The organism is Shinella fusca (assembly GCF_014203155.1).
GTDB lineage: Bacteria > Pseudomonadota > Alphaproteobacteria > Rhizobiales > Rhizobiaceae > Shinella > Shinella fusca.
In genome coordinates this window covers 430,076-454,332 of record NZ_JACHIK010000001.1, presented here as the reverse complement: position 1 = coordinate 454,332, position 24,257 = coordinate 430,076, and the positions used below count along the sequence as shown (strand labels likewise).

The 24,257-nt window shown below is 68.0% G+C and carries 26 protein-coding genes; 18 read left to right on the top strand and 8 right to left on the bottom strand.

All coding sequences use genetic code 11. The annotated features are described in order from the left end of the window. The first annotated feature begins 4 nt into the window (after nt 1-4). Both HNQ66_RS02210 and HNQ66_RS02205 read left to right on the top strand, forming a co-directional pair. Nucleotides 5-805 (top strand): inositol monophosphatase family protein, encoded by an 801-nt coding sequence (locus HNQ66_RS02210; protein ID WP_184140381.1) that lies wholly within the window; start codon nt 5-7, stop codon nt 803-805. 2 nt (nt 806-807) lie between these two features. Next, entirely contained in the window at nt 808-2,391 is a 1,584-nt protein-coding gene (locus tag HNQ66_RS02205; RefSeq protein ID WP_184140380.1) for a metallophosphoesterase family protein, read from the top strand. 3 nt (nt 2,392-2,394) lie between these two features. Here the strand turns inward: HNQ66_RS02205 and otsA are convergent, their stop codons facing one another. Then, nucleotides 2,395-3,798, bottom strand: a complete 1,404-nt coding sequence (gene otsA, locus HNQ66_RS02200) for an alpha,alpha-trehalose-phosphate synthase (UDP-forming) (RefSeq protein WP_184140379.1) — start codon at nt 3,796-3,798, stop codon at nt 2,395-2,397. Between the two features lie 198 nt (nt 3,799-3,996). Further along, entirely contained in the window at nt 3,997-4,551 is a 555-nt protein-coding gene (gene recX / locus HNQ66_RS02195) for a recombination regulator RecX (RefSeq protein WP_184140378.1), read from the bottom strand. Nucleotides 4,552-4,682: 131 nt separating this feature from the next. Between recX and metB the strand changes: the two genes are divergently transcribed. Then, nucleotides 4,683-5,849, top strand: coding sequence for a cystathionine gamma-synthase (metB, locus tag HNQ66_RS02190; protein ID WP_184140377.1), 1,167 nt, complete (start codon nt 4,683-4,685; stop codon nt 5,847-5,849). A gap of 126 nt (nt 5,850-5,975) precedes the next feature. Further along, entirely contained in the window at nt 5,976-6,836 is an 861-nt protein-coding gene (locus HNQ66_RS02185; protein WP_184140376.1) for an urea carboxylase-associated family protein, read from the top strand. A gap of 3 nt (nt 6,837-6,839) precedes the next feature. Here the strand turns inward: HNQ66_RS02185 and HNQ66_RS02180 are convergent, their stop codons facing one another. Next, complete coding sequence (locus HNQ66_RS02180; RefSeq protein WP_184140374.1) at nt 6,840-7,472, bottom strand: Vgb family protein; 633 nt, start codon at nt 7,470-7,472, stop codon at nt 6,840-6,842. A 33-nt stretch (nt 7,473-7,505) separates the two neighbouring features. Then, nucleotides 7,506-8,726: a helix-turn-helix domain-containing protein gene (locus tag HNQ66_RS02175; RefSeq protein ID WP_184140372.1), complete on the bottom strand. Its 1,221-nt coding sequence runs from the start codon at nt 8,724-8,726 to the stop codon at nt 7,506-7,508. A gap of 241 nt (nt 8,727-8,967) precedes the next feature. Here HNQ66_RS02175 and HNQ66_RS02170 point away from each other — a divergent pair, with 241 nt between their 5' ends. After that, a complete protein-coding gene (locus tag HNQ66_RS02170) occupies nt 8,968-10,179 on the top strand; it encodes an MFS transporter (RefSeq protein ID WP_184140370.1) in 1,212 nt (403 codons plus the stop codon). 4 nt (nt 10,180-10,183) lie between these two features. Here the strand turns inward: HNQ66_RS02170 and HNQ66_RS02165 are convergent, their stop codons facing one another. Together HNQ66_RS02165 and HNQ66_RS02160 are read right to left on the bottom strand one after the other, a co-directional pair. Next, a complete protein-coding gene (locus HNQ66_RS02165) occupies nt 10,184-10,336 on the bottom strand; it encodes a hypothetical protein (protein WP_184140368.1) in 153 nt (50 codons plus the stop codon). 11 nt (nt 10,337-10,347) lie between these two features. After that, nucleotides 10,348-10,545: a hypothetical protein gene (locus HNQ66_RS02160; RefSeq protein WP_184140366.1), complete on the bottom strand. Its 198-nt coding sequence runs from the start codon at nt 10,543-10,545 to the stop codon at nt 10,348-10,350. A gap of 182 nt (nt 10,546-10,727) precedes the next feature. Here HNQ66_RS02160 and HNQ66_RS02155 point away from each other — a divergent pair, with 182 nt between their 5' ends. The 4 genes from HNQ66_RS02155 to HNQ66_RS02140 all read left to right on the top strand — a co-directional run bounded on the left by HNQ66_RS02155 (nt 10,728) and on the right by HNQ66_RS02140 (nt 14,098). Further along, on the top strand, nt 10,728-12,308 hold the full coding sequence (locus tag HNQ66_RS02155) for a sensor histidine kinase (RefSeq protein WP_184140364.1): 1,581 nt from the start codon (nt 10,728-10,730) through the stop codon (nt 12,306-12,308). After that, a complete protein-coding gene (locus HNQ66_RS02150) occupies nt 12,305-12,901 on the top strand; it encodes a response regulator transcription factor (RefSeq protein WP_184140362.1) in 597 nt (198 codons plus the stop codon). The genes HNQ66_RS02155 and HNQ66_RS02150 overlap by 4 nt, the downstream gene beginning before the upstream one ends. A gap of 107 nt (nt 12,902-13,008) precedes the next feature. Further along, on the top strand, nt 13,009-13,494 hold the full coding sequence (locus tag HNQ66_RS02145; protein WP_184140360.1) for a GlcG/HbpS family heme-binding protein: 486 nt from the start codon (nt 13,009-13,011) through the stop codon (nt 13,492-13,494). Between the two features lie 226 nt (nt 13,495-13,720). Next, on the top strand, nt 13,721-14,098 hold the full coding sequence (locus HNQ66_RS02140; RefSeq protein WP_184140358.1) for a DUF6748 domain-containing protein: 378 nt from the start codon (nt 13,721-13,723) through the stop codon (nt 14,096-14,098). Here HNQ66_RS02140 and HNQ66_RS02135 read toward each other — a convergent pair. Then, nucleotides 14,095-14,754, bottom strand: coding sequence for a glutathione S-transferase family protein (locus tag HNQ66_RS02135; RefSeq protein WP_184140356.1), 660 nt, complete (start codon nt 14,752-14,754; stop codon nt 14,095-14,097). The genes HNQ66_RS02140 and HNQ66_RS02135 overlap by 4 nt on opposite strands. 332 nt (nt 14,755-15,086) lie before the next feature. Between HNQ66_RS02135 and HNQ66_RS02130 the strand changes: the two genes are divergently transcribed. From HNQ66_RS02130 to HNQ66_RS02115, 4 genes are read left to right on the top strand one after another with little or no spacing between them, the layout of a single operon-like run. Beyond that, a complete protein-coding gene (locus tag HNQ66_RS02130; protein ID WP_246434110.1) occupies nt 15,087-16,064 on the top strand; it encodes a sulfate ABC transporter substrate-binding protein in 978 nt (325 codons plus the stop codon). Between the two features lie 5 nt (nt 16,065-16,069). Next, complete coding sequence (gene cysT, locus HNQ66_RS02125) at nt 16,070-16,933, top strand: sulfate ABC transporter permease subunit CysT (RefSeq protein ID WP_184140352.1); 864 nt, start codon at nt 16,070-16,072, stop codon at nt 16,931-16,933. Beyond that, the gene (gene cysW, locus HNQ66_RS02120) at nt 16,923-17,783 is read left to right on the top strand and encodes a sulfate ABC transporter permease subunit CysW (protein ID WP_184140350.1); all 861 of its coding nucleotides are present in this window, start codon (nt 16,923-16,925) and stop codon (nt 17,781-17,783) included. The genes cysT and cysW overlap by 11 nt, the downstream gene beginning before the upstream one ends. An 18-nt stretch (nt 17,784-17,801) precedes the next feature. Next, the gene (locus tag HNQ66_RS02115; RefSeq protein ID WP_184140475.1) at nt 17,802-18,854 is read left to right on the top strand and encodes a sulfate/molybdate ABC transporter ATP-binding protein; all 1,053 of its coding nucleotides are present in this window, start codon (nt 17,802-17,804) and stop codon (nt 18,852-18,854) included. A 3-nt stretch (nt 18,855-18,857) separates the two neighbouring features. On the opposite strand, the gene HNQ66_RS02110 is transcribed toward HNQ66_RS02115, so the two are convergent. Further along, the gene (locus HNQ66_RS02110; protein WP_184140348.1) at nt 18,858-19,001 is read right to left on the bottom strand and encodes a hypothetical protein; all 144 of its coding nucleotides are present in this window, start codon (nt 18,999-19,001) and stop codon (nt 18,858-18,860) included. Between the two features lie 154 nt (nt 19,002-19,155). On the opposite strand from HNQ66_RS02110, the gene HNQ66_RS02105 reads away from it, so the two are divergent. The 5 genes from HNQ66_RS02105 to HNQ66_RS02085 all read left to right on the top strand — a co-directional run bounded on the left by HNQ66_RS02105 (nt 19,156) and on the right by HNQ66_RS02085 (nt 24,120). Further along, a complete protein-coding gene (locus tag HNQ66_RS02105; RefSeq protein WP_184140346.1) occupies nt 19,156-20,793 on the top strand; it encodes a phosphoethanolamine transferase in 1,638 nt (545 codons plus the stop codon). 68 nt (nt 20,794-20,861) lie between these two features. Beyond that, nucleotides 20,862-21,518 (top strand): response regulator transcription factor, encoded by a 657-nt coding sequence (locus HNQ66_RS02100; RefSeq protein WP_184140344.1) that lies wholly within the window; start codon nt 20,862-20,864, stop codon nt 21,516-21,518. Next, nucleotides 21,515-22,858: a sensor histidine kinase gene (locus tag HNQ66_RS02095; protein WP_184140342.1), complete on the top strand. Its 1,344-nt coding sequence runs from the start codon at nt 21,515-21,517 to the stop codon at nt 22,856-22,858. The genes HNQ66_RS02100 and HNQ66_RS02095 overlap by 4 nt, the downstream gene beginning before the upstream one ends. Before the next feature lie 170 nt (nt 22,859-23,028). After that, complete coding sequence (locus tag HNQ66_RS02090) at nt 23,029-23,250, top strand: hypothetical protein (protein ID WP_184140340.1); 222 nt, start codon at nt 23,029-23,031, stop codon at nt 23,248-23,250. A 93-nt stretch (nt 23,251-23,343) separates the two neighbouring features. After that, nucleotides 23,344-24,120 carry an SDR family oxidoreductase gene (locus tag HNQ66_RS02085; protein ID WP_184140338.1) on the top strand — a complete coding sequence of 259 codons (777 nt, stop codon included), beginning with the start codon at nt 23,344-23,346 and terminating at the stop codon, nt 24,118-24,120. The last annotated feature ends 137 nt before the right edge of the window (nt 24,121-24,257 follow it).

Genomic DNA, 24,257 nt, shown 5'->3' with positions numbered 1-24,257 from the left:
CAGCATGACGTCGCAAGACACGGGCCTCGATACGCGCTTTACCCTCGCAACGGCCATCGCCCGTGAGGCCGGCGCCATGGCGCTCGACTATTTCAACCGGCGCGATTCCCTCGTCATCGAGACCAAGCGCGACCTGCAGGACGTCGTCTCCATCGCCGACCGTAACGTGGAAACGCTCATCCGCGAGAAGGTGGAGGCGGCGCTGCCCGGCGACGGGTTCCTCGGCGAGGAATTCGGCCATACCGCCGGCACGTCCGGCTATACCTGGGTCGTCGACCCGATCGACGGCACGGCGCCCTTCGTCAACGGCATGCCGAACTGGTGCGTCTCCATCGCCGTGCTGCACGACGGCGTTCCCGTCATCGGCGTCATCGACGCGCCGTGCCATGGCGAGGTTTATGCGGCCGCGACGGGCAGGGGGGCGGAGCTCAACGGCAGGCGGCTTTCGCTCGACCCGTCCCGCACCATCCGCAACGGCATGACCGGGCTCGGCGCCAACAGCTACGTGACGCCGGAAGCGGTGGCGGACATCGTCAGCCGGCTCCTGCACGAGGGCGGCACTTTCATGCGCAACGGCTCGGGCGCGCTGATGCTCGCCTATGTCGCGGCCGGCCGGCTCGTCGGCTATTACGAGCCCTACATGCACGCCTGGGACTGCCTTGCCGGCTATTGCCTCGTGACGGAGGCCGGCGGCTGGCACCTGCCCTTCCCGACGGAGGGCGAGAAGCTGACCAGGGGCTCTCCCGTCGTCGCGGCCGGGCCGGGCGCGCGCATCGACCTCGAAAAGCTGGCCGGGCTCGCCTGAACATGGTCCAGCGCATCGCCGTCATCGCCGATCCGCATGTGCACGATTGCGGCTGGATCCCGGAAGGCTCCGGCCTTCCGGGCGCAATCCGCAGCTTTGCCGAGACGGCCGCCTCCACCCGCGTCTTCAACGAGAGCGTGCCCGCCTTCCGCGCGGCGCTCGACCGTGTGGCGGAAGCGGGGGCGAAGATCGTCCTCCTCGTCGGGGACCTCACGGACGACGGCCAGCGGCCGAACATCGAGGCCGCGTTGGCGATCCTTGCCGAATACCGCGAACGCCACGGCCTGCGCATCCTGATGACGCCGGGCAACCACGACCTCTACGCGCTCGCCGGCCGGCCGCAGGACAAGGCGTTCCTGATGCCGGACGGCACGCCGGTGACGGTGCGCAGCGCCGAATGCCCCGAGGCCGCGACGCTCGGCACGGCGGAGGCACTCGAACTTCTCTCGGGCCTCGGCTTCCAGCCGGAAGCCTCCGACCTTCACTGGGAAACGCCCTTCGGCACGGACCTCGACTGGTCCGCCCGCAGCTACGAGGTCGCAAGCCCGGATGGCGGGACGACCTGCCGGATGATCGATTCCTCCTATCTCGTCGAGCCGGCGGAAGGGCTCTGGGTGCTCGCCGTCGACGCCAATGTCTGCGCGCCGCGCAACGGCGCGACCGACCTTGCCGATCCCGCCGCCTTCCACGATCCGACGGACGGCGGCTGGCCTGCCGTGCTCAGCCACCGGGCGCATCTTCTCGGCTGGATGGCGGATGTCGCGGCGCGGGCGCGGGAAAAGGGCAAGCGGCTCGTCGCCTTCTCGCATTATCCGGCGCTCGATCCGCTCGGCGGGGTTTCGCATGAGGAGGTCGCGCTTTTCGGCGGCGGAGGCCTTGCCGGCCGTGCGCCGACGCCCGACGCGGTGGCCGCCTTCGCGGCGACCGGTATTCCCCTGCATTTCTCAGGGCATCTCCATGTCAACGACACGGCCCGCCATGCCGGGCGCTTCGTCAATGTCGCGGTGCCGTCGCCGGTCGGCTACGGGCCGGGCCTCAAGATCGTCGACCTTCATGCCGACCGCTTCGAGATCCGCACCGTGCCGCTGCGGCGGGTGCCGGGCCACGATCTCGCCTTTGCGGCCTACCGGGCCGAGGCGGCGCAGGCGGGGTTGCCGGTGCCGCCGGCGAGCGTTGCCGCCGATCACGGCGAATTCGTCAGCCGCCATCTCGTGGAGCTGGTGCATCGCCGCTACATGCCCCGCGAATGGCCGCGCGACATGGTGGATTTCGTGGAGGGCGCGAGCGTCGCGGACCTTCTTGCCCGCCTCGGCCTTCCGGCCGACGACGCGGCCGGCTTTCCGCTGCACGAATTCGTCGAGGACTGGTATCGGTTGCGCAAGGCGGGCGAGCTTGCCGCGGCGGATATCGCGCCGGAACGGCTCGCCTTCTACCGCCGCCTTGCCGCCGCCGCCCCCGCGACGGGGGAGGACGGGCTTGCGAAGCGCTTCGCCACTCTCCTGCGCATGATGCGCGCCTATCTCGGCCGCCTGCCGAACCGGGATTTCATCGTGCACCTGCCGGACCTTGCCGTCACGCCGCTTTGATCTTCAGGACGCGGCGCGGATGCGGGGCAGGGTCGCGCCGGCAAGGTCGGTGAGGAAGCCGTCGCACCAGACGAAGACGTCGTTCTTCCGCAGCGTCGCCATCAGGCCCTTCCAGCGCTCGCGCCGTTCCTCGACGGGCATGGCGAGGCTGCGGGCCATGGCGTCCGCCGTGCCCTCGACGTCGTAGGGATTGACCAGCACCGCCTCCTTCAGCTCCGCCGCCGCACCGGCAAAGCGCGAGAGGAGGAGAACGCCGGGGTCTTCCTCGTTCTGGGCCGCGATATATTCCTTGGCGACGAGGTTCATGCCGTCGCGAAGCGGCGTGACGAGGGCGAGCTTGGCCATGCGGTAGAGGCCGGCGAGCGCCGGGCGGCGGAGCGAGCGGTTGACATAGCGGATCGGCACCCAGTCCACCGTGCCGAGCGCGCCGTTGACGCGTCCGGCCTGCTCTGCGACGGCGCGCTGCATCGCCTCGTATTCCGGCACTTCCGAGCGTGATTTCGGGGTGATCTGCAGCAGCGTCACCTGCCGCTGGTTGTCCGGATGGCGCGTCAGGAAGGTCTCGAAGGCGTCGATGCGCTGGGTGAGGCCCTTGGAATAGTCGAGCCGGTCGACGCCGATGATCAGCGACTTGCCGTCGAGGCTCTGCAGCATGCGCCTGTGCAGCGTCGTCTCGCCCGCGCGGCGGGCCAGCGCGGCGAAGGCCTCCGTCTCGATGCCGATCGGGTAGGGCTTTGCGGTGAAGGTCCGCTCCCCGACGCTGAAGCGCGATTCGCCGAGCCGCCGGCTGAGACCCTGCCTTGCGAGGCAATCGGCGAAATTCTCGCGGTCGTGCACCGTCTGGAAGCCGATGACGTCATAGGCGGTGAGGCTCGTCAGCAGTTCCTCGTGCACGGGCATGGTGAGGAAGACGTCCGGCGCCGGCCAGGGAATGTGCAGGAAGAAGCCGATCCGGTTCTTCACGCCCTGCCGGCGCAATTCGGCGGCGAGCGGGATGAGGTGGTAGTCGTGGATCCAGATGAGGTCGTCTTCCTCGATCAGCGGCAGCAGGCGGCTTGCGAAGAAGCGGTTGACGCGGAAATAGCCGGCCATCTCCCGCCTTCCGTATTCCGCAAGGTCGAGCCGGTAGTGGCAGATCGGCCAGAGGACGCGGTTGGCGAAGCCGTGGTAATATTCCTCGACGTCCTTCTCGGTGAGGTCCGTCAGGGCATAGTCGATATTGCCGTCCTTCAGCGTCTTCAGCGGCCCGATGGCATCCTCGCCGCAGGATTGCCCCGACCAGCCGAGCCACAGGCCGCCGCGCGCCTCCAGCGCCGATTGCAGCGCGACGGCAAGGCCCCCGGCGGGCGCGGTGCCCTTCTTGTCGGGAACGGGAACGCGGTTTGAAACGACGACGAGACGGCCCATGGTGTGACGATACCCCTTTCGAGCGACGGCGTTCCGGTCCGTCCACGAGGGCGGAAGCCTGCGTCGGGGCGGCATGGAAAGCCGGCGGAGCGAAGCGGCGGGCGAGCGGGGCGGACAGGAGCCGTCGGATTTTGCGACGCAAAAGAAACGGCGCACCGCCGCAAAGGTTCCCTGTAAATTTGATGGCTTCCGTTCGCCTTACAGGTGTCGGCCCGCTTCCAGCATCTCCTCGGCCTCGTCGAGCGGCATTGCCAGCGCCTTGCGGGCGATGTCGAAGGAGAAGCCGGCGCGGGCGAAGGCGGAAAATTCCTTCGCCTTGCGCTTGTCATCGAGTTCGGCCTTGCGGAAGGGGCCGAAGGCGCGCTTGCGGGCGAGGACGACGGCGGCGAAAAGATCGTCCATCTGCTCCACCGCCTCGGCCGCCGTGTCGCGCGCGATGCCCTTGCGGGTCAGCCTTTGCGTCACGGCGCGCTTCGACCTTCCGCTGCGCATGCCCGAGCGGCTGCTGATCTCGGCAAAGGCCCTGTCGTCGAGCGCGTGGTTGTCATAGGCGAATTTCACGGCGAAATCGGCGAGCGCCTTGACCTGCTCGTCGGTGATATCCTCGAATTTCTCGCGGGCCTTGCGGGCGATGGCGTCGAAGAGTTGGCGTTCGGTGTGCATGCGCCGCTCGATGCGGTAGACCGTCGAGTTGCGCGCCCAGGACAGCATGCGAGGGGTGGGCGTGTCGCCTGTCGTCGTCTCGTCCTGCACGCTTGCCCTTTCCTCAAGTTTCCCCTTGCAAATAAACGCAAAATTTCTGCGGATAAATAGCAATACAATTCGTTTGCCAGAGGACGGCGGGCCGACCATTCTCCACGCTGCACAACAAGGAACACGCCTTCATGCCCGAAAGAAAGTCATTGGACGTCCAGCCGGAAACCGTTGCCGCAGCCTATGGTGTGGCGAGCGATACCGCCTTCGGCGCGGTCGCGCCGCCGCTCTATCTCTCCAGCACCTACGAGTTTCCGGGCTTCGATACGCCGGGCGCCTATGACTACGGCCGTGTCGGCAATCCCACCCGCGACCTTCTGGGGGAGGCGATTGCCCGGCTGGAGGGCGGCGCGGGCGCGGTGCTGACGCCAAGCGGCATGGCCGCGGTCGATCTTCTGGCGGGAAGCCTCGGCAACGGCAGCCTCGTGCTCGCGCCGCACGATTGCTACGGCGGCACGATGCGCCTGCTCGCCGCCCGTGCGAAGCTGGGCCAGATCACGCTGAAGCTGGTCGACCAGACGGACCTTGCGGCCTTCGAGGCGGCGCTTGCCGAAAGGCCCGCCCTCGTTTTGATCGAAAGCCCGAGCAATCCGCTGATGCGCATCGTCGACATCGCGGCGCTGTCCGGCCTTGCCAGAGCGGCCGGCGCGAAGGTCGTCGTCGACAACACGTTCCTGTCGCCGGCCATCCAGCAGCCGCTGTCGCTCGGCGCGGATTACGTGCTGCATTCGACGACCAAGTTCATCAACGGGCATTCCGACGTCATCGCCGGGGCGGTGGTGGCGGCCGATGCGGAGGAGGTCAAGCGCCTCAGGCACTGGGCCAACGTGACCGGCGCGATCTGTAGCCCCTTCGATGCCTGGCTGACGCTGCGCGGCGTGCGCACCCTCTTTGCCCGCATGGCCGGGCAGGAGCGCAACGCCATGGCGATCGCCACGCGCCTTGAGGCGCATCCGGCGGTCTCCCATGTGCATTACCCCGGCCTTGCCTCCCATCCCCACCATGCGCTCGCCCGCAGGCAGCAGAAGGGTTTCGGGGCGATGATGAGCTTCGAGCTTGCCGGCGGCGTGCCGGCCGTCCAGCGCTTCCTCAAGGCCATGCGCGTCTTCACGCTTGCCGAATCCCTCGGCGGCGTCGAAAGCCTCGTCGCCCATCCCGCCACCATGACCCATGTGGACATGGGGCCGGAGGGCCGCGCCAAGGCGGGCATTACCGACGGGCTGCTCCGGCTTTCCGTCGGGCTGGAGCATGTCGACGACCTCATCGCCGGGCTCGATGCCGGCCTTGCGGCCTGCTGACGCTCCGCATTCCGACCGGCCATGTCGCAGCCCGGATTGCATTCTGTTGAACAATAATAGTATTGTCACTCAACAAGAATGGATCCGGGCGGCTTGCCGCCTGTCCGCGCCCGCAAGGAGGATGCGATGAAGCCCGAGCCGATCACCGCCGCGCCCGCGGATGCCGCCGCCCGCAAGGCCATCAAGCCCGTCGTCTGCTATCCGGTGGAGACCCTGCCGCGGCCGGACCTTTCGGCTTACCGCGCGCTGCGGGATAGCCTGGAGCTTGTCGAGACGGTGATCGTGCCGCCGCGCGAGGCGGAGACGTGGCTGGTGCCGGCCGGGCATTTCTGCCGCATCCTGTGCAGCGAGGGCCCGCAGGTCGGCGACCTCAACCTCTTCAACGCCCACGACCTGAAGGAACGGCTCTATACCGGCAAGACGCGGGCGCTGAACGGCACCCATGTCGGGCTCGGCGACCAGCTCTTCTCGAATTTCCCGTATCTGCGCCCCATCGCCACCATCACCCACGACACGCTCGACTGGTACGGCTTCGACGAATTCGGCGGGGCGGTGCATGACGTGATCGGCACGCGCTGCGATCCTTATACGCACAATCTCCTCAGCCATGGCGGGCAGTATCACCATTGCTGCCATTCCAACCTCACGCGGGCGCTTGCGAAGAAGACCGGCATGGCGCCGCGCGAGGCGGAAAGCCATGTGCACGACGTGCTGAACGTCTTCATGTGCACCGGCTTTACGCGCGATACGGAGCAGTATTTCATGAAGGCGAGCCCGGTGCGGCCGGGCGACTATCTGGAAATCTTCGCCGAGATCGATCTTCTCGGCTGCATGTCGGCCTGCCCCGGAGGCGATTGCTCGGCCGAGCACTCATCCGATACGGCGGCGTGCCATCCGATGGTCGTGGAGATCCTGCGGGCCAAGGGCCTGCCGGAAGGCTGGGCGCCGCCGCCGGTCAACGGCTACGACGGCACGCACGGCCTTTGAACGTCAGCGCGGCCGGCTGACGGCGCGGATCGTGCCGCTGCGCCCGCCGCCGCAGAAGAAGCGGCCGGCGCCGTCGGATTCGAGCCCCGACACGCCGGTTCCTTCCGGCATGGCGATGGTTTCGAGGACGGCGCCGGTTTCGGGATCGAGGCGGCGCAGGTCGCTGTCCTCGCCCTCCCAGGTGCCGTGCCAGAACTCGCCGTCCACCCAGGTCACGCCCGTCACCATGCGATTGCTCTCGATGGTGCGCAGCACCTTGCCGGTCTCGGGATCGACCTGGTGGATCTGCCGGCTGCGGTAGTGGCCCACCCAGAGCGAGCCTTCGGCCCAGGTGAGGCCGGAATCGCCGCCGTTGCCGGGGGCGGGGATGCTGGCGAGGATTTTTCCGGAAGACGGCTCGATCCGCAGGATGCGGTCCTCGGCGATCTGGTAGAGGTGGCGCCCGTCGAAGGCGGTGCCGGCATGGGAGGCGACGTCGATCGACCGCACCAGTGCGCCGCTCTCGGGATCGACGGCATTGATCGTGTCTCCGGCGGCGAACCAGAGGTTTTCGCCGTCATAGGTGACGCCGTGGACCTGCTCCACACCGGGGAAGGGGCCGTATTCGCGAAGGATATGGGCTTGTGCCTTGCGCATGGGAAGTCTCCTCGAAATTGGAGTGCCCCTATCCTAGTCGCCCGGCAGGGGACCGGGGAGTAACAAGAATGTCGAGAATGCGCCGGGCGTCGGCGTCAGCCAGCGCCGGGCCCGCCCGCGGCCGACCGGCTGCACCTTGCCGGCCGCATGGAGCGTCTCGAGGGCGCGCTGCACGGTGCGCGCGCTGGTGCCGAGCGCGATCGCCAGCGCCGAGCTGGACCAGGCCTCGCCATCGGCAAAGAGCGCGAGGACGTCGGCATGCGGCTCGTCGTTCGGCGGTTCCAGCACGGCGACCGTCTGCCCCTTTCGTGGCACGAGCACGAAGCCGTCCTTCGTCGCCTCGATTGCGGCAAGCGGCTTCAGCGCGGCGCGCAGGCGCCCCATCTCGACGCGCAGACGCGCGCGGTGCGATTCGTCCGCATGGCGGGCGCGAAAGGCGTCAAGGAGCAGGCTTTCCCGGCTCGCCCCGGCGGGACCGGCCTGCGCCAGCCGGCGCAGGAGCGCGAAGAGGACCGGGCGCGTGGCGAGCGGAACGACACTCTCGCCGCCGCGCAGGACATGGCGGCAGGCATCGACGACGAGCCGGTCGGTGGCAAGCAGCGCCTCGACATCGACCGGCAGCAGCAGGCGTTCAGTCTCTTCTTCGCGCAGGCGCGCGGCGGGCTGGCCGAGGATCGCGGCGGCCATCTCCGCCTCGCGCATCAGCGCGGGAATGCCGGCCTGCCGCGCGGCCTCCACTGCATGGGCGAAGGTTGTCCGCGCTTCGCCGATCCGCAGCCGGCGGGTGGCGATGCCGGCGCTCGCCAGCGCATGGGCTGCCCGCAGCGGCGGGGGAAGGGATGCGGGATCGGTTTCGGCAAGATGCTCCCCGGCCTCCTCCAGCCGGCCGATCAGCAGCAGGCGGCGGACGGCGATGAGGCCGGCATGGGCGGCATTCGCCCGGTCGCCATGGGCGGCGAGCACCGCACCGGCCTCGGCCAGCGTCTTCGGCGGGAAGGCGAGGTCGCGGGTGGCAAGGGCGATCTCGCCGAGGGCGACGCGGCAGCGCGCACGCGCCACCGCCTCGCGCGGGCCGAAGGCGCGGGCGGCCTCCTTGAGGAGCGCTTTTGCGCGTTCGAGGTCGCCGAGCTGCGCCATGGCGATGCCGCGCAGCGCAAGCGCCGGAGCATCCTTGCGCAGCGCCACGCGGTCGAGCGCGCCGAGCGGATTGCCGGCGGCGAGCGCCCGCGCGGCGGCGGTGATCATCGAATCCATGCAAATCCCGTCATGCTTGTTACTCCCGCCCGCCGCCGGCCTGCGCCTAAGGTCGACTTCGTCCGATCCGCAGCAAAGGCGTTTTGCGCGCCGCGTTCAAGCCCCCGGCTGGGTGATGCTTGCGGGCCGCCCCGTTCCGCGTCATCGTGGAATTCTTCATGCGTGATGTCGGAAGGGGCCGCCTGCCAGCGTCTTTCATGCGGGGACCGGGCCTTGTCGGCCGGTCACGAAGGAGATGACAATGTTCCAGACACAGTATCGCTGGGTGATCGTCGCGGCGGGGGGCCTCCTCGGCTGCATCGCCATCGGCGCCATGTTCTCGCTGCCGGTCTTCCTGCTGCCGATTTCGAAGGATACCGGCTGGTCGGTGACCGGCGTTTCCACCGCCATGACCATCGGCTTCCTCGCCATGGCCTTCGCCAGCATGGTCTGGGGCGGCCTGTCGGACCGCTGGGGGCCGCGGCCCATCGTGCTGACGGGCTCGGTGCTGCTTGCCGCAAGCCTTGCGCTCACCAGCATCGCGCCGTCGCTGCTCATTTTCCAGCTCGCTTTCGGCCTTCTGGTGGGCGTGGCGGCGGCGGCCGTCTTCGCGCCCATGATGGCGTGCGTCACCGGCTGGTTCGATACCCATCGCAGCCTTGCCGTCTCGCTCGTCTCGGCCGGCATGGGCATGGCGCCGATGACCATGGCGCCCTTTGCCGCCTGGCTCGTCTCCGGCCATGACTGGCGCACCTCCATGCAGGTCATCGCGCTTGTCGTCGCCGTGGTGATGATCCCCGTCTCGTTCCTCGTCCGCCGCCCGCCGGCGCTTGAGGCCGCGGGGCAAGGGAGCGCCGTCGCGAGCGAAGCGTCCGGGGACATGTCGACGCGCGAGGTGCTGCGCTCGCCGCAGTTCATCGTCCTGTGCCTGACGAACTTCTTCTGCTGCGCGACCCATTCCGGGCCGATCTTCCATACGGTGAGCTATGCCATCACCTGCGGCATCCCGATGATCGCCGCCGTCTCGATCTACAGCGTCGAGGGGCTGGCCGGCATGGGAGGGCGCGTCGTCTTCGGCATCCTCGGTGACCGGTTCGGCGCGCGGCAGGTGCTCGTGCTAGGACTGCTGGCGCAGGCCTTCGGGGCGCTCGCCTATGTCTTTGCCGGCGGGCTTGCCTCGTTCTACGCGGTCGCCGGTCTTTTCGGCTTCATCTATGCGGGGGTGATGCCGCTCTATGCGGTGATCGCAAGGGAAAACTTCCCCCTGCGGCTGATGGGAACCGTCATCGGCGGCACGGCCATGGCCGGCAGCCTCGGCATGGCGACCGGGCCGCTCACCGGCGGGCTGATCTACGATACGTTCGCGACCTATACCTGGCTCTACGTCGGCTCGTGGGGGATCGGCATCGGCGCCTTCCTCATCGCCATGACCTTCCGCCCCGCTGATCGCGCGCGGGAGGCCGTGGCGGCGTGAGGCGTCAGGCCGCGCCCGCCGGATCGCCGATGGGCATCAGCGCGGGGTCGGTCGCCTGCTTGCGCTTGAGGTCCCGCTCGGCCTTTTCCCGGGCGGCCTCCTCGTTTTCGGCTTCCTTGCGGTCGTCGTCTTCGGGTAGGGGCTTCTTTTCGCTCATGGATGGTCTCCTCAGAAAGTCAGGAATTGCCGAGGGTCCTTGCGGGCGCGCATGAGAAGGTCCAGCTCCCTCTTGGAGGGGCCGAACTTGTCGAACAGGCGCTTGGCCTCCTCATGCGACAGGCCGTAGGCCGCGCGGAAGGTTTCAACCGTGTAGCGTTCCCCCGACAGCCTGCGGTGGTCGGGAAAGAGCTTGGATTGGTCCGGCATCTGCATTCACGTCCGATCGTCGTTGAAGGGGGCCTAACCGGCAGGCCGGGCAATTGTTCCGGCCGGGCTTGGAAAGTTAGGGGTGGAAGGCAGACCGCGCGCATCCGTGACGCTGCGGATCGCCAAGGGGCGGAAGACGCCCTATGATCGCCGCTCCATCCTTCGAACCGGCTTCACCCCGCATGCCCCGACGCCTTGCCTTCCTCCGCTCCTCCGCCGCCCTTGCCGGCGGCTGGCTGCTGCTCGTCGCTGCCTTCGGCCTCTATGCGGCCGAGACCCACCGGCGCGCGCTGGAGCAGGAGGTGTCGGAGAGCGGGCGGGCGCTGCAACGGGCGATCTCGCAGCGCGTCGCCCAGCACGATGCGCACCTGACGAGCCTCAGCGCGCTCGGCCTCGCGCAGGCCCAGCCGTCTGCGGATTTCGACCTCGTCGCCCGCTCGATCCTGCGCTTCTATCCGCGCATCGTCGCCATCGACCTCGTCCGCCTCGGGCCGGGCGGCGGCGTGGTGAGCTCGGCGCGCGCCGCAGGCGGCACGACGGCCGATCCGGCGGCGGTGTCCGCAGCGGTGAAGAACCTTGCCGCCGGCAGGGCCGTCTACGGCGCCGACGCCCGGCCCGGCCATTACCGGTTGATGAAGCGCATGAACGACACGATGGCCGTCAGCCTCGATATCGACGGCAGGGGACTGGTGGAGGAGGACGAGCTGCCGGGCTGGGCGCGGCTGGACCTTTCGAGCGCCGAAGGCCCGCTGCTGGAAATCGGCGCGCGGCAGGCCGTGCCCCCGTTCGCGGCGCGCACCGTCGAATTCGCCGCGCCCATCGCCAGCGAGACGCAGCCGCTGCGGCTTTCGCTGCACCGGACCGTAACGTTGTCGCAGCTCGTGCCGCCGCTGCCGCTTGCGCTTTTTGCGGCCTTGTCGCTTGCCGCGCTCGTTCTGGTCCGTTCGCTGCTCGCCCACCGGCGCGAGGCGGCGCTGGCGCGGGCGGCGGCGGAGGCCGCCTCGCGCCGCGAGGCGCTGCGCCAGCACGAAACGAAGCTCGCCCATGCGCTGCGCGTCAACAGCATGGGCGAGATGGCCTCCGGCATCGCGCACGAGCTGACCCAGCCGCTGACCGCGCTGCTCAGCCAGAGCCAGGCCGGCCGGCGCATCGCGGCGACAGGCGGCCTTGCCGGCTCTCCCGTCGACGAGGTGCTCGCCGCCAATGTGCTGCAGGCCAAGCGCGCGGCCGATATCCTCGTGCGGCTGCGCGCCTATGTCGGCAAGAGCGCGGGCGAGGCGGGCATGCATGACCTTCGCACCTCCGTTTCGGACATCGCGGCGCTCTCGCGCATCGACCTTGGCCGTCGCGGCATCGCCCTCGATCTCGACCTGCCGGAGGCGCCGGTTGCGGCGCGGGTCGATCCCGTGGAGATCGAGCAGGTCATCCACAACCTCATCCGCAATGCCGCCGACGCCGTGGAGGAGACGGGCAGGGGAGACGGCCGGGTGGTCGTGACCCTGACGCGGGCGGCGGAAGGCGCCGTGATCACGGTCGGCGACAACGGCGCCGGCATCCCGCCCGATATCCTGCCGCGCCTGTTCGAGCCGTTCTTCTCCGGCAAGCCGGAGGGCATGGGCCTCGGCCTCAGCCTGTGCGAGAGCATCGTCGAGCGCTTCGACGGCGGCATTTCCGCGGAAAACGGCCCTTCGGGCGGGGCGCTCTTCACCGTGCGCCTGCCGGCGGCCGGGGCCATCGACGAAGCGAAGGAGGCTGTCCAATGACGAGCGCGCCGGTCTATCTGGTGGACGACGACGAGGCCGTGCGCAGCGCGTTCTCGCTGCTGCTCGGCACCTACGGCATTTCCATCGAGACCTTCGGCGATCCCGCCGCCTTCCTCGCCCGCGCGCCAAAGCTCAAGCCGGGCGTGCTGGTGCTCGACCTGCGCATGCCGGCGATCACCGGGCTGCAACTGCATGAAAGGCTTGCCGCGATCGGCTGCGACTGGCCGACGATCATCTGCACCGGGCATGGCGACGTGCATGCCTGCCGCCGCGCCTTCAAGGCCGGCGTCGTCGATTTCCTGACGAAGCCCATCGACGAGCAGGTGCTGGTCGAGGCGTTGCAACAGGCCTGCGCCGCCCTCGACATGCGGGCCGAGCGGGCGGAGGCGGCTCATCTCGTCGCCCAGCTCACCGAGCGCGAGCGGGAGGTGCTGGACATGGTGGGGCGCGGCTGGTCGACGCGCGAGATCGCCGAGAGCCTGCACCTTTCGCCCCGCACGGTCGATACGCACCGGGCCAATATCGCGCAGAAGCTCGGCACGACCTCGGTGGCGGAGTTCGCGCGACTTGCCCTGATCGGTAAGGCTCCGTAGGCCTACGGAGCCCGCTCCGTCCGGTCACCGATACCGCGAAAGGCGGAAATCTCCGAAAAGGGCCTTGTCGCCGCCGACAGACCTGCGCGGCCCAGATGGAGATAGACATGAACACCTTCGTTGCCACCGCCTTCGCCGCTCTCGCCCTTGCCGGCGCCGCCAATGCCGAAATCCTGACCGAGCGCAACATGCCGCTCGACATTGCCGTCGAAGCCGCCGACGCTGCCGTCAAGGCCTGCGCGGCCAAGAAGTTCAACGTCTCGGTCGCCGTCGTTGACCGCGCCGGCGTCACCCGCGCCGTCCTTCGCGCCGACCGCGCCGGCCCGCACACGCTCGACAGCGCCATCCGCAAGGCCTACACGGCCGCCTCCATGCGCACGCCGACCCAGAAGATCGCCGAGAACGTCGCCAAGAACCCGACGGCTGCCGAGCTCGTCTCGATCGAAGGCCTTCTGGTGCTTGCCGGCGGCGTTCCGGTGAAGGCCGGTGACGAAACGATCGGCGCCATCGGCGTCGGCGGCGCACCGAGCGGCGACATCGACGACGAATGCGCCCGCGCCGGCATCGACGCCGTCAGCGCCAAGCTGAAGTAAGCGCTTCTCAATTCCCCACTGTCATCCTTTCAATCCCACGGCCGTCATCCTCGGCCTTGAGCCGAGGATCCACCGATGCATCCGGAGCGTGGATGGTCGGATCAGGCCCGGCCATGACGGAGGAGATGGATTGACCAGAAGCCCCGGCCCTGCGCCGGGGCTTTTCGCATCCGGCAAAGCCGCCTAGACTGGCGCGGCGATCCTCGCGATCTCCGGAAGGATGCCGATGCGCCCGACGCTTTGCCTTGCCGCTGTCTTCTTCTTCGGCGCCACGCTGGCGCAGGCGGGGGAGCGCGCCTATGTCGCCTGCGACAACGGCCTTCGCTGCGTGACGGCGCCTTGCCCCTCGACCACCGTGCATGCGCTTGGCACCGGCCGGCAATGGAAGGGCGTTTCCCCGGATATCGGCAGGCTTTCCGAGACCGACCAGCGGCGCATCCGCGATACGGATGCGCTCTATTTCGGCCGGCTGGTGCTGCGTGGCCATGTCGAGCAGCGTATGCAAAAGATCGCCGGCCGCCGGCAGGAGCTACCGGTGCTGGTCGTCACCGGCATCCTGCGCGAGGCGAGGCCCGCCGAGCGGCGGCAGTGCCCGAAGGGCTAGTCGCGGTCGGGCGCGCCGAGCGGGAAGAACTTGCGGAAGGGCCGGCCCTCGTCGACGGCGCGGGCGAAGGCGGGGCGGGCGAGCAGGCGCTCGCGATAGGCGCGCACGTTGCGGAAGGCCGGGTCGATGGCATGGGTCCAGTCCGCGTAGAAGAGGAAGGGGCCGGCGCCGCAATCGGCAAGCGAGAAGGTCTCGCCCGCCACCCATTGCCGGCCCTCCATGTGACGGTCGAGCCAGGCATAGGCGCGCTCCAGCATGGCGCGGGCTTCCTTGTCGCCATGGGGGTCGCGGTCCTCTTCCTTGCGGATGGCGTTGAAGACGATCCTCTGCTGCGGCGTCGAGATGTAGTTGTCGAAGAAACGGTCGAGCATGCGCACCTCGATGGCCGCATCCGGATCGTCCGGGATCAGCTTCACCGGCCCCGGATAGTGGAGGGCGAGATATTCGATGACGATCGTCGCTTCCACGATGGTGCGCTCGCCGTCGAGAAGGATCGGGAAGCGCTTGATCGGCCAGCGCGCCTCGAATTCGGCCATGACGTCGGGCCTGGTGTGGTCGAGCACGCGGTATTCGAAATCGGTGCCGTTTTCGTAGAGCGCCGTCAGCGCCTTCTGGCAGTAGCTCGAAAAGGGATGGGCATAGAGAACGGGTTTCATGGCAACCTCCCGGCTTGGAGGCCTGTTGTGGCAAATCCGCTTGCAAAATGCAATCGGATTTTCATGCGGCGGAGACAGCGCCCGGCCCGTTTTCGCGCGAACGAATATGCTCTCGTTCCCGCCGTCATCCCCCGGTTCCGTTTCGCCGCGGCCCGGTTCGGCGATGCGCCTTTTGCCGGTTTGCGGCCGAAAGAGAACCTGTTTTGCGAACTTCCGGGCTATTGTTGACTAAGTCTACTTATTCTCTAGGTTTTCTTCGAGACAGAAATCAGGAGGGTTTGGTGATGTCTATTCTGGCAAGACGGTTCGGGGCTCTGGTGCTTGGATTGGGGATGGCGATAGGGGGCGTTTCCGCGGCGTTTGCCGAAACGACGCTGCTCAACGTGTCCTACGATCCGACGCGCGAACTCTACAAGGATTTCAACGCGGCCTTTTCCAAGCACTGGAAGGCCGAGACCGGCGAGGACGTGACGGTGCAGCAGTCGCACAGCGGCTCCGGCGCGCAGGCCCGCGCGGTGATCGACGGGCTGGAGGCCGACGTCGTGACGCTGGCGCTCGAGAGCGACATCAACGCCATCGTGGAGAAGACCGGCAAGATCGCCAAGGACTGGCGCACGCGCCTTCCCAACAATTCCGCGCCCTATACGTCGACCATCGTGTTCCTCGTGCGCAAGGGCAATCCCAAGGGCATCCATAACTGGGGCGACCTCGTGAAGGGCGACGTGCAGATCGTCACGCCCAACCCGAAGACATCGGGCGGCGCGCGCTGGAACTACCTGGCGGCCTGGGCCTGGGCGAATGAGGAATTCGGCGGCGACCAGGACAAGATCAGGGCCTATATCGCCGAGCTCTACAAGCGGGCGCCGGTGCTCGACACGGGTGCGCGCGGCGCGCTGACGACCTTCGCCCAGCGCCAGATCGGCGACGTGCTGCTCGCCTGGGAGAACGAGGCCTATCTGGCCGGCGCGGAATTCGGTGCGGATTCCTTCGACATCGTCGCCCCGCCGATCTCGATCCTCGCCGAGCCGCCGGTCGCCGTGGTCGACGCCAATGTCGATGCCAAGGGCACGCGCAAGCAGGCCGAGGCCTATCTCCAGTATCTCTACTCGGACGAGGGCCAGAACATCGCGGCCAAGCACTTCTACCGCCCGTCCAAGCGCGAGGTCGTCAAGCCGGAATTGCTGAAGCAGCTTCCCGATATTAAGCTGGTGACGATCGACGACCCGATCTTCGGCGGCTGGGCCAAGGTACAGCCCGAGCACTTCGGCGACGGCGGCGTCTTCGACCAGATCTACAAGCCGGGGAACTGAGAGCCTTGACGACACCTGCCGCCGTTTCCGTGCGGTGGCGACTGAGGCAGCCGAGTGTCATTCCGGGTTTCGGATTGACGCTCGGCTTTTCGCTCGCCTACCTCACGCTGATCATCCTCATCCCGCTCGCGGGCCTCGTCTGGCGCTCTGCCTCGCTGTCGGGCGCCGAGTTCCTCGCCATCCTCACCGATGCGCGCACGCTCCACGCGCTCAAGGTCTCCTTCGGCACGGCCTTCGCCGCCGCGCTGATCAACGTCGTCTTCAGCGTCGTCGTCGCCTGGGTCATCGTGCGCTACAGGTTCCCCGGCCGGCGTATCGTCGATGCGATCGTCGACCTGCCCTTCGCCCTGCCGACGGCGGTGGCCGGCATCGCGCTCGCCGCGCTCTATGCGCCGAACGGCTGGATCGGCCGGCTGCTCGGGTTCGTCGGCATCAAGGCGGCGTTCAACCCGACCGGCATCGTCATCGCGCTCGTCTTCATCGGCCTGCCCTTCGTGGTGCGCACCGTGCAGCCGGTGATGGAGGAGATCGACCGGGAGGTGGAGGAGGCCGCCGCGACGCTCGGGGCGAACCGCTTCCAGACCGTCTTCCGCGTGCTGCTGCCCGGCCTTGCCCCGGCGATCCTGACGGGCTTCGCGCTCGCCTTCGCCCGCGGCGTCGGGGAATACGGCTCGGTGATCTTCATCGCCGGCAACATTCCCTATGTCTCGGAGATCGCGCCGCTCCTCATCGTCGTGCGGCTGGAGGAGTTCAATTACGCGGCGGCGACCGCCATCGCCTCGATCATGCTGGCGCTCGCCTTCGTCATGCTGCTCGTCATCAACCTCATACAGGCCTGGAGCCGCAGGAGGTACGGTCATGGCGCATGAAATCCGACGCTTCAGATCGCCGACGACGGAGGCGCCGCTTGCGCGCTACGGGCTGATGGCGCTCGCCTTTCTTTTCCTGGCGCTCTTCCTCATCCTGCCGCTGGCGGCCGTCTTCATCGAGGCCTTCCGCAAGGGCGTCGGCGAATTCCTGGCCGCCTTCGGCGATCCCGATACGCTCGCCGCCATCCGCCTGACCCTGCTCGTCGCCGTGATCGCCGTGCCGCTCAACCTCGTCTTCGGCGTGGCGGCCGCCTGGGCCATCGCCAAGTTCGAGTTCAAGGGCAAGGCGTTCCTGACGACGCTGATCGACCTGCCGTTCTCGGTCTCGCCGGTCATTTCCGGCCTCGTCTACGTGCTGCTCTTCGGCTCGGCAAGCATGCTCGGACCGTGGCTCAAGAGCCACGGCATCGAGATCCTCTTCGCCGTGCCGGGCATCGTGCTCGCCACGATCTTCGTCACCTTTCCCTTCGTCGCGCGCGAGCTGATCCCGCTGATGCAGGACCAGGGGACGGGGGACGAGGAGGCGGCGCTGTCGCTCGGCGCGTCCGGCTGGCAAACCTTCCGTTATGTCACGCTGCCCAACATCCGCTGGGGGCTGCTTTACGGGGTGCTGCTCTGCAACGCGCGCGCCATGGGCGAGTTCGGCGCGGTCTCGGTGGTCTCCGGCCGCATAAGGGGCCTCACCAACACCATGCCGCTGCACGTCGAGATCCTCTACAACGAATACAATTTCGTCGCCGCCTTCGCCGTGGCCTCGCTGCTGGCCGGGCTCGCGCTCGTCACGCTCGTGGTCAAGACGCTTCTGGAACTTCGCTACGGCGCCGAGATCGCCGCCGGCCGCAAGCATTGAATGAAAGGCACGCCCGCAATGGACGTCAGTGTCAGGAACATCCGCAAGGAATTCGACCGTTACCCCGCCCTCAACGACGTGTCGCTCGACATCCGCTCGGGCGAGCTGATCGCGCTGCTCGGCCCCTCGGGCTCGGGCAAGACCACGCTTCTGCGCCTCATCGCCGGGCTGGAGCAGCCGACGCTCGGCAGCATCTTCTTTGGTGAGGAGGACGCCTCGCACAAGAGCGTGCAGGAGCGCCATGTCGGCTTCGTCTTCCAGCATTACGCGCTCTTCCGCCACATGACGGTGGCCGACAACATCGCCTTCGGCCTGACGGTGCGCACGCGCAGCGAGCGGCCGCCGAAGGCCGAGATCCGCCGGCGGGTCGAGGAGCTTCTCGACATGGTGCATCTTTCCGGCCTCGGAAAGCGCTATCCGAACCAGCTTTCCGGCGGCCAGCGCCAGCGCGTGGCGCTCGCCCGCGCCATGGCGATCGAGCCGCGCGTGCTGCTGCTCGACGAGCCGTTCGGCGCATTGGATGCAAAGGTGCGCAAGGAGCTGCGCCGCTGGCTGCGCGAGTTCCACGACCGCACCGGTCACACGACCGTCTTCGTGACGCACGACCAGGAGGAGGCGCTGGAGCTTGCCGACCGCGTCGTCGTGATGAGCCAGGGCAAGATCGAGCAGGTCGGCTCCTCCGACGACGTTTACGACCGGCCGAACTCGCCCTTCGTCTTCTCCTTCATCGGCGACAGCGCCAGCCTGCCGGTGACGGTGGAGGAGGGGGGCATCCGCTTCGAGGGAAAGGAAACCGGCATCGCGCCGGGGGCAGGGGACATTGCGGCCGGCGAAGGCACGCTCTTCTTCCGCCCGCAGGATGTCGCGCTCGTCACCGATCCGGCCGCGCCCGCGCTCGAAGGGCGCGTTGCGACCTCCCGCCGCCTTGCCGGCACGCGCATTGCCGATATCGACGTCGGAACGCCCGAGCGGCCGCACCACGTCGAGATCGAAGTCCCGCTCGACGCCAATGCGGCCGGCGGTGCGTCGATCCGCTTCCGGCCGACGCGCTGGAAGCTCTTCGGCGCGTGAGGGTCAGCCCCTCCGTCCGGCGAAGGCCTTGGAAAGGCCCTCGTCGTGCAGCCGGGACGAGGGCGCCCGGGCGAAAGGGATCGCAAGGATCACGACGACCAGCGCCGTGACGAATAGCAATCCCGGGGGCAGCAGCCTCGATTTCACGCATTCACCTCATGTCCGAACGCCGCTCCATCGGTTTTCAACCTGACACCAGGCTGAACGGGGCGTTCAGCGCGCTGTCAGTTTGCGCGCGCAGAGAGGGCGGGCTTCCGGCCGGCGCAGGCGCGCGGCCGGGCGACATGACGTGGAGACCCTTATGCGTGAAGGAACCGGCCGCCCCGCTTTCCGGCGGCCCGAAATCGGCAGCGTCACGGCCGGCATCCTGACGGCGTTCTACCTGCTCGCCCTGACCAACTGGAGCTTCTGGTCGAAGGGCTGGGCCTATCTGGAGGGCCGGCCGACGACCTTCGCCTCCATCGCGCTCGGCATATCCTGCCTTTATGTCGCGCTCTGCGTCGCCGTCTCGGTGAAGTACCTGATGAAGCCCATCTTCATCCTGCTGATCGTCGCCAGCGCCGCCGGCGCCTGGTTCATGGATCGGTTCGGCGTCGTCATCGATATCGAGATGATCCGCAACGCTGCCGAGACGAACAGCGCCGAGGCGGGCGGGCTCATCACCACGGGCTTCATCCTGCATATGCTCGCCTTCGGCCTGCTGCCCTCGCTGCTGCTCGTCTGGGTGAAGGTGCGGCACAGGGCCTTTCCCGCGAAGCTGCGGGGCAACCTTGCCGTCATCGTGCCGGCGCTCGTGCTCGCGCTCGTCGCCGGGCTTTCCCATGCCCGCGTCTACGCCGCCGCCGTCAGGGCGCATCACGACTGGTTCGAGACGCTCAATCCCTTCGTGCCGCTGGTGACCGCCGTGCAATATGCCGTCGGCCAATCCGGCGAGGTCGACGTCGTCGCCGCGCCGCTCGGGGAGGATGCGCGTGTCGCCGATGCGCCCGTGGGCGAGCGCAAGCCGCGGCTGATGATCGTGGTCGCCGGCGAGACGGCGCGCGCCGACAATTTCTCCCTCGGCGGCTACGGGCGCGACACCAACCCGGAACTTTCCAAGAAGGATATCCTCTATTTCCCCGACACGACGAGCTGCGGCACGGCGACGGCGGTTTCGCTGCCCTGCATGTTCTCCGTCTATCCGCGCTCCGACTATTCGCACCACAAGGCGCTTGCCACCGAGAACCTGCTGGACGTGCTCTCCCATGCCGGCGTCCATGTCGAATGGTGGGACAACAACACCGGCAGCAAGGAGATCGCCAAGCGCACCGGCGAGCGCTCCCTGATTGCGGGCGGCAATCCGCGCGACTGCAAGAACGGGGAATGCCGCGACCAGGTGCTGCTCGACAATCTCGACGCCTGGATCGGCTCCGTCGACAGGGACACCGTGCTGGTGTTGCACCAGATCGGCAGCCACGGCCCGGCCTATTACGAGCGCTACCCGGAGGAGTTCCGGACGTTCCGGCCGGAATGCCGCAGCGCGGATTTCTCCAACTGCTCCGGCGAGGAGATCGTCAACGCCTACGACAACACGATCCTCTATACGGACCACATCCTCGCCTCCGTCATCGACCGGCTGGAAAAGCAGGAAAACCGCCTCGACGTCTCCATGCTCTACATGTCCGACCACGGCGAGTCGCTCGGCGAGCTCGGCCTCTACCTGCACGGCGCGCCCTACATGATCGCGCCCAGCCACCAAACGCATGTTCCCTTCGTGCTCTGGCTCGGCAGGGACGAGAAGGCCGCCTATTCCGCCGAATGCCTCGCCGGGGAGGCGGGCAAAGCGCAGTCGCACGACAACCTCTTCCACACCGTGCTCGGCATGATGCGGATCGACACGAAGGTGCGCGATCCCGCGCTGGACCTGATGTCGCCCTGCCGGCTCGGCGCCGTCTCCTGACGACGGGGGCGATGACAAGACGGGCCGGCCGCATGTATGGTCCGGATCGAGGATGGAGAACCGGGCGCTTGAGAATCCTGCTGATCGAGGACGATGCCGTTCTGGGCGAGGCCGTGCGCGACTATGTCGCCGGCCTCGGCCATGCCGTCGACTGGATGCAGGCGCTCGAAGACGCCCGCACGGCGGTCTCGACCGTCGCCTACGACCTCATCCTCCTCGACCTGCGCCTGCCGGACGGCAGCGGCCTGTCGCTGCTCTCCGACCTTCGCCGCTCGGGCGCCGCAACGCCGGTGATCATCCTGACGGCGCACGACCAGATCTCCGACCGGATCGAGGGGCTGAACAGCGGGGCGGACGATTATCTCGTCAAGCCGTTCAACCTCGGCGAGCTCGGCGCGCGCATGCTGGCCGTCTCGCGCCGCTATGCCGGTGCGGCCGTGCCCGTGCTGGAGGCCGGGCCGCTCACCATCCAGCTTGCCGACCGCCGCGTGCTGCGCGAGGGCGAGCCGGTCGACCTTTCGAGCCGCGAATGGGCCGTGCTGGCGCGCCTTGCCGCCCGGCCGGACGCCATCGTCTCCAAGGGGCAGATCGAGGAGGCGCTTTACGCCTTCGGCTCGGAGATCGAGAGCAACACCGTGGAGGTCTATGTCAGCCGGCTGCGCAAGAAGCTCGGCAAGGGCTGCGTGGAGACCTTGCGCGGCATCGGCTACAGGCTCGGCCGATGAGGGGACCGCGCAGCCTTTCCGGCCAGTTGATGCTGTGGATCACGGCGACGATCACCCTCGTCTGGCTCGTCGCGGTGGGGTTCGGCGCGCTCGTCATGCGCGACGAGTTCGGCGAGATCTACGATTCGGCCCTGCAGGAGACGGCCGAGCGGCTGGTGCCGCTCGTCGTCGACGACCTGCACCACCGCGGCGACATTGACGACCCGCAACGCATCGAGGTGACGCGCTCCGCCCCGGAGGAGACCTACCTGACCTATCAAGTGCGCGATCCGGCCGGCCGGGTGCTCCTGCATTCGCACATGGCGGCGGCGGCGCCCTTCGACGCGCCGGTCAAGGTGGGCTTCTGGCAGAGCCGGACGGGCCGCATCTACACGGCCGCGACCGCCGACGAGAGCATCTTCGTGCAGGTGAAGGATTCGTCCGACGAGCGGCGGGAGGCGATGACGGAGGGGGCGCTTGCGCTCCTCCTGCCGGTTCTGCTGATCGTCCCGGTTTCCATCGCCGCCGTCTGGTTCGTCGTGCGCCGCGTGCTCGCGCCCGTCGAGACGCTGCGCGCGGCGATCGGCGGTAAGGACGGCGGGAACCTCGCGGCCATCGAGACGGCGGGGCTGCCGCAGGAATTGCGCCCCATCCTGCGTTCGGTCAACCTGCTGCTCGCGCGCTTGCGCGCCGTGCTCGCCGCCGAGCGGGAGTTCACCTCCAACAGCGCGCACGAGCTGCGCACGCCCATTGCCGGCGCGCTGGCGCAGACCCAGCTTCTCCTTGCCGAACTGAAGGACGCGCCGACGAAGGCGCGCGCGCAGCAGATCGAGGCCTCGCTGCAGAAGCTCGCCAAGCTCACCGAGAAGCTCCTGCAGCTCGCGCGCGCGGAGGCGGGCATCGGCGTTGCCGAGACCACCTTCGACGTCGCAGACGTGGTGGCGGTCGTGGTGACCGACTTCCAGCGCGCCGCGGCCGATGGCGGACGCATCCGCTTTTCGAGCCGCCTCGACGGCCCGGCCCCGCGGGAAGGGGCCGCCGATGCCTTCGCCATCGTCCTGCGCAACCTCATCGAGAACGCCCTGTTGCACGGGCGGGCGGGCGAGCCGGTCGAAATCGAGGTGAGCGCCGAGGGCAATGTGCGCATTTCCAACGGCGCGCCGCGCATGAGCGAGGAGGAGCTTGCGGCGGTGCGCAAACGCTTCTCGCGCGGCAAGACCGCGGCCGCCGGCTCCGGGCTCGGCCTTTCCATCGCCGCGCGCCTGCTCGCCCAGATGGGGGTGAGCCTCGTCCTCACCTCGCCCATCCCCGGCCGTGTTGACGGTTTCCAGGCGGACGTCGTGTTTTCCGCGTCCGCCTGATCCAATCCTGCCCGTTTCTGCCTCATTTGTAGACAGCCTCGTTTTCCGGCCTTTCCGCTCGCGGCAAGGCGGAGAAAAGCCCCGCATTTTTCCATTAGCGTGTGATAAATCTGTGGCTTTTTGAGATTTTATGTGGTTTTATGTTGGTCTAATCAAAAAAGGTGGGGAACATGGGTCGCAAACCGGAAGACTATGCGCGGCTGTTGGCCAGCGCACTTTGCAAACTGCATGCCGCGGAATGCCGCGGCGCGTCGCCGCTGATGTCGGAAGACAGCGTCCGCGTGATCCGCGAGACGATCGCCGCGGCGATGGACGATGCCTGCAAGATCCATATCGAGCGGGAGGTCGCCGCGATGCGCGAGCGCCGCGACCGCATACGCCTCCATTCCTGATGCCGTAACGGTAGCTGCGGGTGACTTTCCCTGCTCGCCGCGCTACGTCCTATGGGCGCCTGGCGCGTGACGATTCTGAGGAGGGAACCTGACATGACGGAATGGGGCCGGACCGGCAAGGGCAAGATCGCACTGGTGACGGGGGGCGGCACGGGCATCGGCCTTGCCATCGCGCGCGGCCTCAGCGCCGAGGGCTATGCCGTCGTCATCACCGGGCGGCGGCTTGCCGTGCTGGAAGAGGCGGCGGCCGGGATTTCCGCCGAGACGGGCAATACCGTGCGCGCCGTCGCCTGCGATGTCGGCGATCCGGTCCAGGTGGCGTCGGCCTTCGATGCGGTGCGGCGCGAATTCGGCCGTCTCGACGTGCTCGTCAACAATGCCGGCTCGAACGTCCACGGCGCGCTTCTCGAAGACATTTCCTTCGAACAGTGGAGCGGCGTCCTTGCCGCCAACCTCACGGGCGCGTTCCTGTGCACCCAGCAGGCCTTCAGGATCATGAAGGAGCAGAGCCCGCGGGGCGGGCGCATCATCAACAACGGCTCGATCTCGGCGACCGCGCCGCGCCCCAATTCCGCGCCCTATACCGCCACCAAGCACGCCATCACGGGCCTCACCAAGTCCACCGCGCTCGACGGGCGCAAGTATGACATCGCCTGCGGCCAGATCGACATCGGCAATGCGGCGACGGACATGACGGCGCGCATGAGCGCCGGCGTGCTGCAGGCGAACGGCGAGACCGTCCCCGAGCCGACGATGTCGGTCAAGCACGTCGCCGATGCCGTCGTCTACATGGCAAGCCTGCCGCTCGACGCCAACGTGCTGACGATGACCGTCATGGCAACGACCATGCCGCTGGTCGGGCGGGGGTAGGGCCCGCGGGAGCAGGATCGGAGAACAGAGCCGGCGGAATCAGCCTCGGGCGGGAAAACCGTACTCTTCTCCTCCGTCATCCTCGGGCTTGACCCGAGGATCCATGCCCCAAGGACGGCCTGAATGTGGGGCGTGGA

Excerpts from the sequence above, each read along its gene's own strand:
- HNQ66_RS02210 (WP_184140381.1), top strand. The coding sequence starts at position 5 with ATGACGTCGCAAGACACGGGCCTCGATACGCGCTTTACCCTCGCAACG.
- HNQ66_RS02205 (WP_184140380.1), top strand. The coding sequence starts at position 808 with ATGGTCCAGCGCATCGCCGTCATCGCCGATCCGCATGTGCACGATTGC.
- otsA (WP_184140379.1), bottom strand. The coding sequence starts at position 3,798 with ATGGGCCGTCTCGTCGTCGTTTCAAACCGCGTTCCCGTTCCCGACAAG.
- metB (WP_184140377.1), top strand. The coding sequence starts at position 4,683 with ATGCCCGAAAGAAAGTCATTGGACGTCCAGCCGGAAACCGTTGCCGCA.
- HNQ66_RS02185 (WP_184140376.1), top strand. The coding sequence starts at position 5,976 with ATGAAGCCCGAGCCGATCACCGCCGCGCCCGCGGATGCCGCCGCCCGC.
- HNQ66_RS02180 (WP_184140374.1), bottom strand. The coding sequence starts at position 7,472 with ATGCGCAAGGCACAAGCCCATATCCTTCGCGAATACGGCCCCTTCCCC.
- HNQ66_RS02175 (WP_184140372.1), bottom strand. The coding sequence starts at position 8,726 with ATGGATTCGATGATCACCGCCGCCGCGCGGGCGCTCGCCGCCGGCAAT.
- HNQ66_RS02170 (WP_184140370.1), top strand. The coding sequence starts at position 8,968 with ATGTTCCAGACACAGTATCGCTGGGTGATCGTCGCGGCGGGGGGCCTC.
- HNQ66_RS02165 (WP_184140368.1), bottom strand. The coding sequence starts at position 10,336 with ATGAGCGAAAAGAAGCCCCTACCCGAAGACGACGACCGCAAGGAAGCC.
- HNQ66_RS02160 (WP_184140366.1), bottom strand. The coding sequence starts at position 10,545 with ATGCCGGACCAATCCAAGCTCTTTCCCGACCACCGCAGGCTGTCGGGG.
- HNQ66_RS02155 (WP_184140364.1), top strand. The coding sequence starts at position 10,728 with ATGCCCCGACGCCTTGCCTTCCTCCGCTCCTCCGCCGCCCTTGCCGGC.
- HNQ66_RS02150 (WP_184140362.1), top strand. The coding sequence starts at position 12,305 with ATGACGAGCGCGCCGGTCTATCTGGTGGACGACGACGAGGCCGTGCGC.
- HNQ66_RS02145 (WP_184140360.1), top strand. The coding sequence starts at position 13,009 with ATGAACACCTTCGTTGCCACCGCCTTCGCCGCTCTCGCCCTTGCCGGC.
- HNQ66_RS02140 (WP_184140358.1), top strand. The coding sequence starts at position 13,721 with ATGCGCCCGACGCTTTGCCTTGCCGCTGTCTTCTTCTTCGGCGCCACG.
- HNQ66_RS02135 (WP_184140356.1), bottom strand. The coding sequence starts at position 14,754 with ATGAAACCCGTTCTCTATGCCCATCCCTTTTCGAGCTACTGCCAGAAG.
- HNQ66_RS02130 (WP_246434110.1), top strand. The coding sequence starts at position 15,087 with ATGGCGATAGGGGGCGTTTCCGCGGCGTTTGCCGAAACGACGCTGCTC.
- cysW (WP_184140350.1), top strand. The coding sequence starts at position 16,923 with ATGGCGCATGAAATCCGACGCTTCAGATCGCCGACGACGGAGGCGCCG.
- HNQ66_RS02115 (WP_184140475.1), top strand. The coding sequence starts at position 17,802 with ATGGACGTCAGTGTCAGGAACATCCGCAAGGAATTCGACCGTTACCCC.
- HNQ66_RS02105 (WP_184140346.1), top strand. The coding sequence starts at position 19,156 with ATGCGTGAAGGAACCGGCCGCCCCGCTTTCCGGCGGCCCGAAATCGGC.
- HNQ66_RS02095 (WP_184140342.1), top strand. The coding sequence starts at position 21,515 with ATGAGGGGACCGCGCAGCCTTTCCGGCCAGTTGATGCTGTGGATCACG.
- HNQ66_RS02090 (WP_184140340.1), top strand. The coding sequence starts at position 23,029 with ATGGGTCGCAAACCGGAAGACTATGCGCGGCTGTTGGCCAGCGCACTT.
- HNQ66_RS02085 (WP_184140338.1), top strand. The coding sequence starts at position 23,344 with ATGACGGAATGGGGCCGGACCGGCAAGGGCAAGATCGCACTGGTGACG.